We start from the raw sequence: 12595 nt of genomic DNA, 5'->3' as shown, positions 1-12595 counted from the left end.
CATGGATAGCGAGACCGATGTCCCCTCAACGCCGTCCTTGACCAATCCGCCGGCCAAGACCAAGATCAAGACCAAAACGCGCGACCCGGTGCGCCGCGCGGTGCTGGGGCTGCTGGTGCTGGCCGCCATCCTGTTCGTCTATACGGTGATTGCGGACAAGCTGACGCCCTTCAGCAGCGAAGCATCGGTGCAGGCCTTCCTGGTGCGCATCGCGCCCGAGGTTTCCGGCCGCGTCGACAATGTCGCGGTCGATGACAATTCGATGGTCAAGACCGGCGACCTGTTGTTCCAGATCGACCCCAGCGCCTATCAGATCGCGGTCGCCCAGGCCTCGGCACGACTGGCCCAGGTGGGACAGACGCTGGGCGCCTCGACCGCCGGCGTCGATACCGCGCAATCCCGCGTGGCGGAGGCGCTGGCCACCCGGAACAATGCGCGCGACCAGGCGTTTCGCGTGCTGGAACTGGTGCGGCGCGGCGTCTATTCGCATGCGCGCGGTGACGAGGCCGCGGTGACGCTGGCCCGCGCCGAGGCCGGTTTGCAGGGCGCCAATTCCGAGCTGGAACGTGCGCGTCTCGAACTCGGGCCAAGCGACGCCAATAACCCGCAATTGCGCGAAGCCCTGGGCGGGCTTGAACGCGCGAAGCTGGATCTTGTCCATACGCAGGTCTTCGCGCCCGGCCCCGGTGTCGTCACCAATGTGCAATTGGCGCCCGGCACCTTCATCAGTGCCGGCCAGCCGGCGCTGACCTTCCTCGACTCCCGCGCCATCTGGATCACGGTGATGATGCGGGAGAATAGCCTGGAATTCATCAAGGCCGGAACGGAAGCGAGCCTGGTCTTCGATGCGCTGCCCGGGCGCGTCTACCACGCGCGTGTGGAAAGCACGGGCTGGGGGATCGGCGGCACCACCGCGATTGACTCGACCACCGGCCTGCTCACGCAACCCCGCATGAACGGCGACCCGCGGCGCTTTCCGGTCACTTTGGTGCTGACCTCGGACTATCCGGGGCATTTGCGCTATGGCAGCCAGGCGACGGTGCTGTTCTACGCCCATGGCAATCTGGTGATGAACGCCATCGGCGCGATCGTGCTGCGTGCCTATAGTCTGCTCACCTATCTGTCCTGAGATGACGGATAGCAGGGCCGCCTTCCGGCTCGGGCTGGCGCCGGTCCTGCTGCTGGGCTTCAATATCGCGAGCGGCAATCCGCTGCCTTTCCTGGCGCCCAGCCTGGCCGTGACCCTGCTGGTCGCGTCCCGCCGGCGGCCGCCGCTGCGCAATCTGGCAGCGGCGCTGGTTTTGGTGGTCGGGCTGACCTGGAGCCTGGACCATCTTTTCGCCCTCGTCAGCGATAGTCCGATCTCCGCCTGGCTGGTGTTTCTGGCGCTGACGACGGCGGCCTTCGCGCGGCTGGCGCAGCGCCCCGGCAATATGCCCGCGATGCTGACGCTGATCTGCGCCAGTATCGTGGTGGTAATCCGTCATTGGGCGCAGGGGCTGGACCTGAGCGTGACGAGCGTGATGGGCTGGGCGGTTGTGCAGGCGATTGTCGCGACCTTGCTGGCGCATGCCGTTCTGCCCTCCGTCACGCCTGCAGTGGCGGCCCCGCGGCCGGGGAGCATCGGCCAGGGCGATATCCTTCAGGTTTTCGGCCGCAGTATCGCGCTGCTGGGCGCACTCGGCTTCGCTTTGCTGCAGGAGGATAACAGCGCCATCCTGGTCGCGCTGACGGCCGTCAATATCCTGGCGCTGCCCGCCTGGTCGGCCGCACAGCGGCAAGGGCATGCGCTGCTGATCGGCAATGCCGTGGCAGCTGCGATGATTGTTCCACTGATCATGGTCGCGGCCCTACGCCCCGATCTGGTTCTGCTTGTGCTGCTGGCTCTGGCGGCCGCGCTCTGGATGGCGAAAGGCCTGGATGGGGACGGCACAAGGCGCGTCATCGCGCAGGCCGGTCTGCCCGTCTTCGTCATCCTGCTCGGGGTGGTTTTGCCAAAGGCCGGTGATACTGCCTTGCCGGTGCTGACGGACCGGTTGCTGACTTTGGGTCTGGTGATGCTTTATGCGATCGCGGTCCTGGCCCTGCTGACGCCAAGGCCCGCGGAGGCCCTGCCTAGCCCATCAGCTTAGAGTGATAGGCTTCGGTCGCCTCATCGGCCGGATACATGCATTCGATGCGCAGTTCTTCCGCCGCTATCGTTTGCGGCGTGCCGACCGTCGTGATCATCGAGAAATAATTCAGCACGCGTTTGTCTTGGACGAAGCCGATGGGGACCATCGGTAAAACGGGCGATGGAGACAGCAGCGTTTCCTGACCGACATCGGCATAGGCGCGCAATGCGGCCAGGAGCGCCTTCGTCTTCTCATCCAAAACCCGGCCGATGGACTCCCGATAAACGCGAGCGAGCAGACTTTGCGAGACAGATTCCCAATCCGCGATGAAGGGCCGCATGCCATCGGGGTCGAACATCAGATGCAGCAGATTGCGCGGTTTCGGCCGCGCGTCCATGTCGATGAACGTTCCGAAAAAGCGCGGTGCTGCGTCATTCGTCATGACCACGTTCCAGTAGCGATCCATGACGACGGCCGGGAAGGGCTCATGCTGACGCAGAACGCGCCGCAATACTGTCGTGATACTTGCCATTTCGGGCGCATCCAGCCCGCTTTGTGAATAGATCGGCGCATAGCCGGCTGCCAGCAGCAAGGCATTGCGCTCGCGCAGCGGGATATCCAGCCCTTCCGCGATCTCGGTCAGTTTCTGCCGGCTGGGGCTGCTGCGCCCGCTTTCGATGAAACTGATATGCCTTTGGGAGACGCCGGTATCGAGCGCCAGATCCAGCTGGCTTTTGCCGCGAACCTCCCGCCAGGTGCGGAGCAGGGCGCCGACCTCGCTTTGGCCCGAGGCCGATACGCGTTCCGCAGATCTGGCCATGCGCAGCTCCTGTCGACTTGCCGGGAAGGCCTTAGCAGGTTTTTTGATTACCTAAGAGGTAATTGAGATCATTCAGTCGGGCGTTTAGGTCTGTCCCCACACCCACTGAGAAGGTCCAAGGCCATGACAAATTTTCCCGTCCATACGATCGAGACCGCGCCCGCAGGCGCCCGACCCGCGCTGGAAAACCTGCAAGCGAATTTCGGCATGATCCCGAATATTCTGGGATCGATGTCGACCTCGCCCGTTCTGATCAACAGCCTGGTCGGTCTGTTCGGACAGGTTCATGGCGGCAGCTTCACGGAAGCGCAGATCCAGACGCTGCTACTGACCAATGCGGTGACGAATGAAAGCGCCTGGGCGGTCGCCTTCCATACGGCGCTGGCGCTGAAGGAAGGGCTGGACGCCGCCGATGTTCAAGCGATCCGCGAGCGCCGCTTGCCGCAGGACGAAAAGCTGGCCCGGCTGTCAGCACTGGCGCAAAGCCTGATCCTCAAGCGCGGCCATCTCGACCAACAGGATATCCAGGCATTTCTGGCTGCCGGTTTCGAGAAGGGTCATGCCCTTGAAGTCATTGCGGTCGTCGCCGCATCGACGATCACCAACTATACGGGCAGCGTGACGCAAACGCCGCTGGAGGCAGCGTTTCAACCCTATGCCTGGACGAAGTAACAGGCTGCGCGACAGGCTGGGGCGCGACGGCTGTCAGCCGTCGAACCGGCACCGTCATGACGCCTCGGATTCCGGCGTCAGCCCCAGCAGTTCTTCCACGGCGCGCGCAATATTATGCGTCGTATAGGGTTTCTGGACGACGGCGCGAGACCGGTGCTCGCCAGGCAATTGCGCCTGTTCGCCGTAGCCGGAGGCGAAGAAGAACGGAATGCCCTTGTCATGCAGCCGGTCGGCGATGCCGAAACTGGTCTGATCGCCGAGATTGATGTCCAGAATGGCGAAATCCGGTGTCAGGTCGTCCAGCGTGTCATGCGCGGCATCCGAGGTGGACGCGGTCGCGATCTCGGCACCGAACCGCGTCAGGATATCCTCCGCGTCCAGCGCGATGATCAGACTATCCTCGACCAGCAGCACAGACCGGCCGGCGAGCAGATCCGGTCTCACCGGCGCATGATGCGGGTTTCGGGCCACCGGCAGCTTGATGACCTTGCCCTGGAAATTGCGGCGTTCCGAGACATGGCGGGACGGGATGCGGAACTGTGCCCGCACGCCCTCCGGATCATAGTGAATCTCGGCCGCGCCGCCGAGATCGTACGGCACCGAGCGATCGATGATCGTCGTGCCGAAACCCTTGCGTGTCGGCTTTTTGACAGGCGGGCCGCCGGATTCCTGCCAGATGAGAATAAGGTCGTTCTCGTTGTTGCGGTGCCAATTGATGGCGACGACACCGTCCCCGGACAGGCTGCCGTATTTCGTGGAATTGGTGACCAGTTCATGGACCACCAGCGCCATCGTCGAATAGGCCTGCGGGTTCAACAGGATCGGCGGCCCGTCCGAGAGAATGGAGGTTTCCTTGGTCGCCGCGAAGGCCGCCGCTTCCGCGTCGATCAGCGCCTGCAGCGGCGCCGGTCCCCAGTGATCGTCGGTGATCTGGTTATGCGCGCGGGCGAGCGAATGGATGCGCCCATCCACGACTTTGACGAAGTCTTTCACGACCTGCTGGTCAGGCTGGGATTGACGAATCAGACCGCGAATGACGCCGAGGATATTGCGCACGCGGTGATTGAGCTCGGCGATCAGCAATTCCTGCCGCGCATTGGCCTGATGCCGTTGCGCGGCGGATTCGTCCGCCAGGCGCAGCACGACCTCGATCAAGGTCGCGCGCAGCGTCTCCGCCACCCGCAATTCCGACGTGGTGAAGGGCTTGGAATGCCCCTCCACCTGCTCGCGCCATTCGGCAAAGCTTTCCCGTGGGGTCAGGCGCGGGCCGTTGGGGCCGTAGGCGACGGGCTTATGCGGATCGCCGGCCCAACGCACGGCACTGCGCAGTTCGGACCGGAACAGCACCACATAGTCGCGCGGCGAGCGCGAGATGGGGATGGCCAGCAGGCCGGAGACTTGTTCCGCGAAAGGCTTCGCCCGGTCGATCAGCGACCCGATATGGTCGGTCGCATAGACCCGGCCAGCCGCCGTGCCGTTCAGCGCACGGATGATGCGGCGGAAATCATCGGTCGGCGGGGTCACGCCGGAAAAGGCGTAGCTGCCATTGATCCAGACGCCGACGCCATCCGCCGCGATCGCATTGGTCAGGATATCGCCCAGCCAGTCGGGATCATTGAGCAAGGTCTCGTCCGACGCGACGGCGCCGAGCAGCTGGTCCGAGATATCGCGCGCCCGCCTTTCGTATTCGACCAGGGCGCGGCGTTCGCGGCTTTCCAGCCGCATGGAAAACATTTGCGAAAACAACTCGCTGACCGAACGCCGCTCGAAACTCGGCGCGCGGGGCGCGTAATGGTGGCAGGCGAACAAGCCCCATAGCTCGTCATCGACGATGATCGAGATCGAGAGCGAGGCCTCGACCCCCATGTTCTTGAGATATTCGATATGGATGGGAGAGACCGAGCGCAGCACCGACAGCGACAGGTCCAGCGGCTTGCGATTTTCGTCCAGCGCCGGGATGATGGCGACGGGCTCGGCCGTGACATCGCGGATGACGCGCAGCAGATTGCGCTTATACAGCGCGCGCGCTTGCTGCGGAATGTCGGACGCCGGGTAATGCAGTCCTTTGAAGGACCCGATGCCGCCCTTGCAGGCCTCGGCCACCACCTCGCCGGCACCGTCGGGCGCAAACTTATAGACCATGACGCGGTCATAGCCGAGCATGGCCCGCACCTGGCGGGCGCCCTCGCGGTAGAAGCTCGGCAGATCGGGCTGACCGTCAAGACGCGTTATCATCGACCGCACGGCACCGGTCGCATCGATATTGCTGTGGCTGCCGGGCTCGGCCTCGATCACGATCTGGCCGCCGGAGAGATGGATCGCGATGTCGAAGGGCTCGCCACCGGGGCGAAGCTCGCACCCGAACAGCCGCTCCACCGTGTCGCGCGCATTCAGATAGGCGACGCGATTGCGCAGGTCATGGATGAGTTTCGGCGGCAGGAAATCGGCCAGAAGATTGCCGATCATGGTCACGGGCTCGAAGCCCAGAAAGATGCCGATATTGGCCGAGGCGCGAGCGACGATCCAATCCGTGCTGATGGCGATCAGAAAGCCGACGGGCTGGATCGCGCCCAGAATATGGATGGGTTCGCGGTCGCAATTCGTGAGATCGACCTGTGTTTCGTCTGCCGCCAATGCCTGTTTCCGCCAACCTATGACTGTGCCATCAAAGTCGCTCGGGGATCACGCCGTCCCCGACGTCGCCGTCTCCAGAATTCCAAATCTCCAGAAACCCAAGTCTCCAGAGTTCCAAAAATAGGGATAAAGCTCCTGGCTTGTAGGGGACGCGGCGCACAAACTTATCTGCGCCCTGAGCGTCACGCATGCTGCCTGGGCAAAAGCCCCGGGGGTTGACAATGGCGGGTCCAGCCACATCCGCACCATCAGGGCCAAGAGTAAGCCGTGACGCGAAACAGCGCTGATGCTAGGTTACATGTAACCCGGATGTTTAGTCCCGGCATTTGATGGAGCGATAGGCTTGTCTGCCCTGCCCCCCCGCCAGTCGTCTCAGGAGAAGGTGCGCCAGCACCGGGCGCGGCTGCGCGCTCAGGGGCTGCGGCCCATCCAGATTTGGGTGCCCGATGTTCGGACGCCGGCTTTTATGGCGGAAGCGCATCGTCAATCGCAGCTGGTGGCAGATAGCCACCAGGAAGCCGACGATCAGGCCTTCATCGACGCCGTCTCGGATTGGGATGAGGCTTGAAGCGTGGCGAAATCTGGACTGTGTCCGGTGGCCCCGATTATGCCGGCAAACCCAGGCCGGCCGTGATCGTGCAGGACGATCGTTTCGACGCCACGACCTATGTCACCCTCTGTGCCTTCACGACGAATGAGACCGAGGCGCCCTTGTTGCGCTTGCTCATCACGCCGACCGAGAGAAATGCTTTGCGGTCGCCCTGCCGTCTCATGATCGACAAAATCACCACGGTACCGAAAAGCAAACTCGGCCATCCTATCGGGCGGCTGGATGACGAGGATATCCTGCGGCTCAATCAGGCCATGATGGTGTTCCTGGGGCTGACGAGCCCCATCCGACAGGATGGCGGCAGCTCCCTTGCTGCCCAGGCGCCCGCCGCCTAGGGTCCCGCGGTCAGACGAGGCAAGGTTGAGACCATGGCAAGTGCTTATCGGCGGCGGGCGCGATGGATGGCGACCGCCGTCTTCCTGTTCGGCCTGTCCCCCTTGGCGGCCCAGGCTGCCGGCACGCCGGCTTTGGTGCCACTCTGCGCCTCCTGCCATGGCGAACAAGGCATCTCGGCCTCGCCGATCATCCCCGATCTCGCCGGGCAGCAGCAGGGCTATCTCGACAATGCCTTGCATGACTATAAGGCCAATCAGCGCCAGGGTGGCTCGGCCGCGATGATGAACGGCATCGCCGCCCATTTGAGCGATGCCGATATCGCCGCGCTTTCCGCCTATTACGCCGCTTTGAAACGAAACTGACAGGGCCGGGGATGCCGATCCCGTTCTATGCCTGCATGGTCGCCGCCGCGACCGCCTTTCACTTGCCCGTGCATGCCTTGCCCGCGATTCAGCGGGCCGAGGGCGGCTGGGTCGGTGCTGTGCAGCCGAACAAGGACGGCTCGCACGACCTCGGGCTGATGCAGGTCAATACCCGCTGGATCAAGCCGCTGTCGCAGGGCACCGGCCTGCCGCCGCAGACGGTGGCGACGCGGCTAATCCTGGAACCTTGTTTCAACATCACCATGGCCGCCTTCATCCTGCGCAATTACGTGGATGAGGAGCATGGCAATATGTGGCAGGCGATCGGCGACTATCACTCCCACACGCCGGGGTTGAACACGGCCTATAAGTTCCGCGTCATGCAGGAAGCGCTGAACCTGCCGCCGCTGCCGGCGCCCGCCACCCACGCCAAGCCGCATGTGAAAAAGCACGCGCGTCGCCACAAGCCGGAAGCGCTGGCGGCGGATTAGCTAATTGCCTGCCCAAAGCCTGGCATCGAAACGGAACGGCCGTCTGCTGGCGATTTGCGCGGCAGAGGCTTTCGGGTGCCGCGGATTGAGCAGCAGGTTATGGCTTTCCGGCACGATCGCGGATGGCACGCGCAGCAAGGGCGAGCGGCCTTGCCTTAACCAGAGTTCGCCGAAAGCCTGCGGATCGACCGGGTTTTGCGCCAGTTTTTCCACCGGAAGATCCCCCAGATCAACGGACACCAGACAGAAATCCTCGGGCAGCAATTCCGGCGGCAGGTCGAGATGGACGCGGACTTCCAGCACCGTCAGCGCGGCCGTCTCGGCCAGATAGACCAAAGGATGGCCCGGGCTGTTCCAGCGCCCGCCGTACAGCGCGGCACCTTGCCCCGACAGATCGGCATAGGCTTCACGGCAAAGGCGCCAGCCGATCATGGGCGAGGGGGCTTAATCGAGGCTGATGTCAGGCAGCGATGCCATGGCCGATGCGGCCGAGCAGCGTTTCCACCCGTCGCGCGCCTTCATCCGTATCCAGCAATTCCAGCGGTTTTTCGCCAGCCAGCGCCGTGGTCGGCCGGCGCAGCCAGATATGCGCCTTGTCGGCGCTGCCGAAGGTTTCCTCCGCCGCCGCGATCAGCCGCGCGACACGGACCAGACGATCCGACTGTTCGGGCGTCAGCGAGCCGAGCTTGCGACGATGCATCAGCGTCTTGCGCGGCAGCACGATACGGTCAAGCTCCGCCAGCGTCAGCTTTCCGCTGTCGAGGATGAATGCGACGGTCGAGACCGGCAGGCCACGGCGGATGAGGGGAATGATATCGGCATTCGCGCCCAAAGCTGCGACACCGCCAATGACATCTGCCATATGGATCGCGGTCGGGAAAAGCGTTGGATTGGTGATGCTCATGGTCGCCTCCTGGCGATATGCACCTTATACGCGTGCATATCGCCAAAAGCAAGCCTGTCAGATAGCCGTCCTGGCGGGGCCACGACCGGCGCCGGTCTCCTGGATCGCTGCGGCAATCTCATCCAGTTCCGGCGGTGAGAGCGAGAGATAGGCGCCCGGCACCCAGCCATCGACCTGCGCGGGGCTACGCGCACCGACGATGGCGCCCGTAACGGCCGACCAGGACAATACCCAGGCGATGGCGACGGCCGGCACCGGCACCGCTCGCCGCGTGGCAATCGCCCGGAAAGCCTCGGCGAGTGCCAGATTTCGGCGCAGCGATTCTCCCTGGAAATTGTCGCTGCGCGAGCGCCAGTCATCGGCGCCGAGCTGGCTTGCACGGTCCTCCGTAAACCCGCCGCTCAGCAGCCCGGCCTGCAGCGGGCTATAGACGATGACGCCGGTGCCATGCGCCTCGCACCAGGGCAGCACGGTCTCGGCCGCGCCGCGCTCGATGGCCGAGAAAGGCGGCTGCAGCGTATCGACATGGCCGAGCGCCTCGGCCGCCGCCAGTTGCGCGGGGTTATGGTTGGACAGGCCGACGGCGCGGACCTTGCCCTCGGCCTTCAGGTCCAGCAGCACCTGCCAATATGCCTCAAGCGGCGTGCCGTCCTGCGCCGGCCAATGCATCTGATAGAGGTCGATCCGCTCGATGCCGAGGCGGCTGAGCGACGCCTCGACCTCATAGCGCAGACTGTCCGGGCGGCCGACGCGAGCGGGAAAGGCCTGGGGATTGGCCTCATCCCAGATCAGACCGCCTTTGGTGAAGATGAAGGGCCGGGCGTCGGGCCGCATGCGGCGCAGTGCTTCGCCGACCACGGTCTCGGACCGGCCGAGGCCATAGACGGCCGCCGTGTCGATCCAGTTGACACCATGATGCTCGACCGCATGGCGGATGGCGGCGATGGAGGCCTCGTCATCCTGCGCGCCCCAGCCGGCGGCCCAATCGCCACCGCCGAGCGCCCAGGCGCCGAAACCGACAGGGGTGATTTTCAGATCCGTCTGGCCCAAACGGCGCAGCGGCATGGGCTCATTGCTGTCACTCATGGCCGGGTCCTCCTGTATGGCGATCGTCTTGTTCAGGATGCCAGATGGGGCGGCCGACCGAAAGCGCCGGTGTTTTGCGGAAAAGCTGCCCCGGTCGCTGAAACTGCGAAATCTCCCCACGGCTCCGACACCGTTAATTTAACATAATATATCTTCTGCGATATTTACGTGCTAGCGCGTGTAGAAGCAATATAGAGATGTCACCCTCTGCAAAATAGAAGTGTCACTGTGTTCCGGCCCGATCTCCTTCATCACAAGGCGATGTGCGGTCAAACCTGCCGCATCAGTCGCGCCCGGATCAGATCAGGATAAATCCCTTGGGCTGCATATCAACGAGGCGCCGCACGATTTGCAGGTCCAGGGCCGGCCTGTCTCCGCTTACCGCCACATGCCAATCATCCGTCAGGCTTTCATACCGCAGCCCCGCCTGGCCGAGGAGCAAGCCGAGGCTCTCCCCGGAATAGAGGCTGACATGGCCATTTCTTGGGCCCAGATACCACCAGTCGCCTTTTTGACTGTCGATATCCTCCGGCAGGGTCTTGGTCGAAAACACAACGACCCCGCCGTCGCTCAGCAATGCCGTCCAATCCTTCACGAAGCTCTCCGGAAACGGGATATGCTCCACGACCTCGGCACAGAATATGAAGTCGTATTTTGATGCCGGCAAACGATCGAATGCGGGGTTCATGGCATCGAAATTGTCGACGGCGATATCGGGCTGCAGGATCTGCGACAGCAGGCCGCTCCCTGCCCCGTAATCCAGCACCCGCGCAAGGCTGTCGCCCGTCCAGGCCTCCGACACGATCTTACCGACGAAACGGGCATTGATTTCCGGCCGAATGCGGGGATAAAGCGGATCGAACTTCACGTAGTCGTCGTTATAGATGAGGCGGCACAGATCGTCCTTCGTGTAATCATCCAGGTAGGTCGAAAACAGAAAGCCGCAGGATTCGCACCTGAAATAAGAAACCGCGACCCCGGTCTTCGGCCAGGCCGGATCAAGCTGCATATTGCAATGCTGCGAACTATCCACCGATGCAAAAAACCGGGCGTCCTTGCCGCAAATCTTGCATGCGCTCTTAACCATCGGGCAGTCTCTCATCTCGTCCGTTCGCAGCCCAATAGGTCTCTTTGGATAATGGAAACGGAGAGATCCAGGCTTGGTTTGTAGTCCCATCTCTACCGGAGCACTGGCCGCCGGAGCAATACTAACGGTCAGGGTCTGAACGGAAGACCTATTGGCCCCGGGGCTGCGGACCTAGTCACCCTCGGATAGACCAAGCCTTCCTGGCCAGGCCTCCTTGGCCTGGCTTTCTGGCCAGGCTTTTTGGCGGGTCTGGCTTCATGGCCGCCCTGCCCTGTTTTCCGCGTCCGGCCCCTCGGACGGAACCGCGGGCCCTCGCCAGCGATTGGGGGGCTCTTCAGCCGCCTTCCGGAGGGGCCGCACCCTATCCCGACCACCGCGAATGCTCCTATTCAGCGTTTGTGTGCGCGCCTGAGGTAACGCTTTTGTCAAGACCCTAAGCATCAGATATTGCATGCGAAATCGTGAACATTGCGCTGTCATGTCTACGGCGAATGTTAACGAAACTGCCTCACGACACATTTTGCAACTTTGCTAGGTTTCCCGCCGACGACAGGACGCATAAAATTTATCGATGCTCAGCCGAGGAACAGCGTTCCCCGGCGAGTTCTGTCGTCCGTGGAATGGCAAAAAGGGCGGCGGGCATGGCGACGATCGATTGGAACGGCGGATCCGGTGACTGGAATGATCCGAGCGACTGGACGCCCGAGCAGGTACCGACAACGGGTGATACCGCAACGATCACCGGCACCATCGCCTCCGATGTACTGATCAACGGGAACGAGACGGTCTCCGTCGCCGGCGTGACGATTGATAACCCCCTCGCCTCGCTTGAGGTCGATGGCTATCTCTCCGCCGACACGATTGCGCTCCAGGCCGGTACGATCACGGATGACGGCACGATCGCGAATGCGACGATCGCCCTGGACGGTGGCTCGCTCGATTTCGGTTTCGGCCTTCTTTACAATGATAAGATCGAAGGCGCCTTGGTGCTGGGCGGAAGCGGCACGGCCGAGATCCAGGGGACCTTCGCCGCGACCGGCATCGACGGCACCGGCCCCGGCACCATCACCATCGACGGCGCGGACAGCACCCTGCTGTTCAACGACGCGACCGACAGTCTCGACAATACCACCATCACCATCGGCAGCGCCGGCGGCCTCGACAGCCTCAGCGCCGGCGGCGTCCTGACGCTCGGCACCGGCGTCGTCGTCCAGACAACCACCACGGCCTTCCTTGACGTCGCACTCGCCAGCGACGGCGCGGGCACCATCATCAACGACGGCAGCATCATCGCCGACGCGGCTTCCGGCGAGATGGATCTGGAGAGCCCGGCCTTCATCAACAATGGTGCCATCACCGTCGCAGGTGGTGCGGATCTCGAGATCACCCCCTACGGCACCTTCGCCAATACCGGCCTGCTCACCATCGGCAATGCCTCCACCGCGACGATCGCCTATCTCAATACCTTCACCAATACCG

The 12595-nt window shown here is 63.2% G+C and carries 14 protein-coding genes; 8 read left to right on the top strand and 6 right to left on the bottom strand.

The genetic code is table 11. The features are described 5' to 3' along the window. The first annotated feature begins 1 nt into the window (after window position 1). Window positions 2–1129 (top strand): HlyD family secretion protein, encoded by a 1128-nt coding sequence (locus ACELLULO517_RS04385; protein WP_227306091.1) that lies wholly within the window; start codon window positions 2–4, stop codon window positions 1127–1129. A gap of 1 nt (window position 1130) precedes the next feature. After that, window positions 1131–2132, top strand: a complete 1002-nt coding sequence (locus tag ACELLULO517_RS04380; protein WP_227306090.1) for a hypothetical protein — start codon at window positions 1131–1133, stop codon at window positions 2130–2132. On the opposite strand, the gene ACELLULO517_RS04375 is transcribed toward ACELLULO517_RS04380, so the two are convergent. Then, window positions 2116–2934 (bottom strand): helix-turn-helix domain-containing protein, encoded by an 819-nt coding sequence (locus ACELLULO517_RS04375; protein WP_227306089.1) that lies wholly within the window; start codon window positions 2932–2934, stop codon window positions 2116–2118. The genes ACELLULO517_RS04380 and ACELLULO517_RS04375 overlap by 17 nt on opposite strands. A gap of 123 nt (window positions 2935–3057) precedes the next feature. Between ACELLULO517_RS04375 and ACELLULO517_RS04370 the strand changes: the two genes are divergently transcribed. Then, the gene (locus ACELLULO517_RS04370; protein ID WP_227306088.1) at window positions 3058–3606 is read left to right on the top strand and encodes a carboxymuconolactone decarboxylase family protein; all 549 of its coding nucleotides are present in this window, start codon (window positions 3058–3060) and stop codon (window positions 3604–3606) included. A gap of 54 nt (window positions 3607–3660) precedes the next feature. On the opposite strand, the gene ACELLULO517_RS04365 is transcribed toward ACELLULO517_RS04370, so the two are convergent. Then, entirely contained in the window at window positions 3661–6240 is a 2580-nt protein-coding gene (locus ACELLULO517_RS04365; RefSeq protein WP_227306087.1) for an HWE histidine kinase domain-containing protein, read from the bottom strand. A 343-nt stretch (window positions 6241–6583) separates the two neighbouring features. Between ACELLULO517_RS04365 and ACELLULO517_RS04360 the strand changes: the two genes are divergently transcribed. From ACELLULO517_RS04360 to ACELLULO517_RS04345, 4 genes are read left to right on the top strand one after another with little or no spacing between them, the layout of a single operon-like run. Beyond that, the gene (locus ACELLULO517_RS04360; RefSeq protein ID WP_319796409.1) at window positions 6584–6808 is read left to right on the top strand and encodes an antitoxin MazE family protein; all 225 of its coding nucleotides are present in this window, start codon (window positions 6584–6586) and stop codon (window positions 6806–6808) included. Beyond that, on the top strand, window positions 6805–7185 hold the full coding sequence (locus ACELLULO517_RS04355) for a type II toxin-antitoxin system PemK/MazF family toxin (protein WP_227306086.1): 381 nt from the start codon (window positions 6805–6807) through the stop codon (window positions 7183–7185). The genes ACELLULO517_RS04360 and ACELLULO517_RS04355 overlap by 4 nt, the downstream gene beginning before the upstream one ends. 33 nt (window positions 7186–7218) lie before the next feature. Further along, a complete protein-coding gene (locus tag ACELLULO517_RS04350) occupies window positions 7219–7548 on the top strand; it encodes a c-type cytochrome (RefSeq protein ID WP_227306085.1) in 330 nt (109 codons plus the stop codon). 11 nt (window positions 7549–7559) lie between these two features. After that, complete coding sequence (locus tag ACELLULO517_RS04345) at window positions 7560–8039, top strand: lytic transglycosylase domain-containing protein (protein ID WP_227306084.1); 480 nt, start codon at window positions 7560–7562, stop codon at window positions 8037–8039. On the opposite strand, the gene ACELLULO517_RS04340 is transcribed toward ACELLULO517_RS04345, so the two are convergent. The 4 genes from ACELLULO517_RS04340 to ACELLULO517_RS04325 form a co-directional block, all read right to left on the bottom strand. Beyond that, entirely contained in the window at window positions 8040–8471 is a 432-nt protein-coding gene (locus ACELLULO517_RS04340) for an RES family NAD+ phosphorylase (RefSeq protein WP_227306083.1), read from the bottom strand. A 28-nt stretch (window positions 8472–8499) separates the two neighbouring features. After that, window positions 8500–8943: a type II RES/Xre toxin-antitoxin system antitoxin gene (gene parS / locus ACELLULO517_RS04335; protein WP_227306082.1), complete on the bottom strand. Its 444-nt coding sequence runs from the start codon at window positions 8941–8943 to the stop codon at window positions 8500–8502. Window positions 8944–9000: 57 nt separating this feature from the next. Beyond that, window positions 9001–10029: an aldo/keto reductase gene (locus ACELLULO517_RS04330; RefSeq protein ID WP_227306081.1), complete on the bottom strand. Its 1029-nt coding sequence runs from the start codon at window positions 10027–10029 to the stop codon at window positions 9001–9003. A 298-nt stretch (window positions 10030–10327) separates the two neighbouring features. Continuing rightward, a complete protein-coding gene (locus ACELLULO517_RS04325; protein ID WP_227306080.1) occupies window positions 10328–11116 on the bottom strand; it encodes a class I SAM-dependent methyltransferase in 789 nt (262 codons plus the stop codon). A gap of 641 nt (window positions 11117–11757) precedes the next feature. Between ACELLULO517_RS04325 and ACELLULO517_RS04320 the strand changes: the two genes are divergently transcribed. After that, window positions 11758–12595, top strand: an 838-nt coding sequence (locus tag ACELLULO517_RS04320) for a hypothetical protein (protein ID WP_227306079.1), incomplete at its 3' end; no start/stop codon positions are given.

It is taken from the genome of Acidisoma cellulosilyticum (assembly GCF_020621385.1).
GTDB classification, from domain to species: domain Bacteria; phylum Pseudomonadota; class Alphaproteobacteria; order Acetobacterales; family Acetobacteraceae; genus Acidisoma; species Acidisoma cellulosilyticum.
The sequence above is the reverse complement of the archived record's forward strand: the minus strand, read 5'-3'. Positions and strand labels throughout refer to the sequence as shown.

What these genes read in the sequence shown, in the direction of transcription:
- ACELLULO517_RS04375 (WP_227306089.1), bottom strand. Translation starts at nt 2,934, where the DNA reads ATGGCCAGATCTGCGGAACGCGTATCGGCCTCGGGCCAAAGCGAGGTC.
- ACELLULO517_RS04385 (WP_227306091.1), top strand. Translation starts at nt 2, where the DNA reads ATGGATAGCGAGACCGATGTCCCCTCAACGCCGTCCTTGACCAATCCG.
- ACELLULO517_RS04330 (WP_227306081.1), bottom strand. Translation starts at nt 10,029, where the DNA reads ATGAGTGACAGCAATGAGCCCATGCCGCTGCGCCGTTTGGGCCAGACG.
- ACELLULO517_RS04380 (WP_227306090.1), top strand. Translation starts at nt 1,131, where the DNA reads ATGACGGATAGCAGGGCCGCCTTCCGGCTCGGGCTGGCGCCGGTCCTG.
- parS (WP_227306082.1), bottom strand. Translation starts at nt 8,943, where the DNA reads ATGAGCATCACCAATCCAACGCTTTTCCCGACCGCGATCCATATGGCA.
- ACELLULO517_RS04350 (WP_227306085.1), top strand. Translation starts at nt 7,219, where the DNA reads ATGGCAAGTGCTTATCGGCGGCGGGCGCGATGGATGGCGACCGCCGTC.
- ACELLULO517_RS04370 (WP_227306088.1), top strand. Translation starts at nt 3,058, where the DNA reads ATGACAAATTTTCCCGTCCATACGATCGAGACCGCGCCCGCAGGCGCC.
- ACELLULO517_RS04345 (WP_227306084.1), top strand. Translation starts at nt 7,560, where the DNA reads ATGCCGATCCCGTTCTATGCCTGCATGGTCGCCGCCGCGACCGCCTTT.
- ACELLULO517_RS04325 (WP_227306080.1), bottom strand. Translation starts at nt 11,116, where the DNA reads ATGGTTAAGAGCGCATGCAAGATTTGCGGCAAGGACGCCCGGTTTTTT.
- ACELLULO517_RS04340 (WP_227306083.1), bottom strand. Translation starts at nt 8,471, where the DNA reads ATGATCGGCTGGCGCCTTTGCCGTGAAGCCTATGCCGATCTGTCGGGG.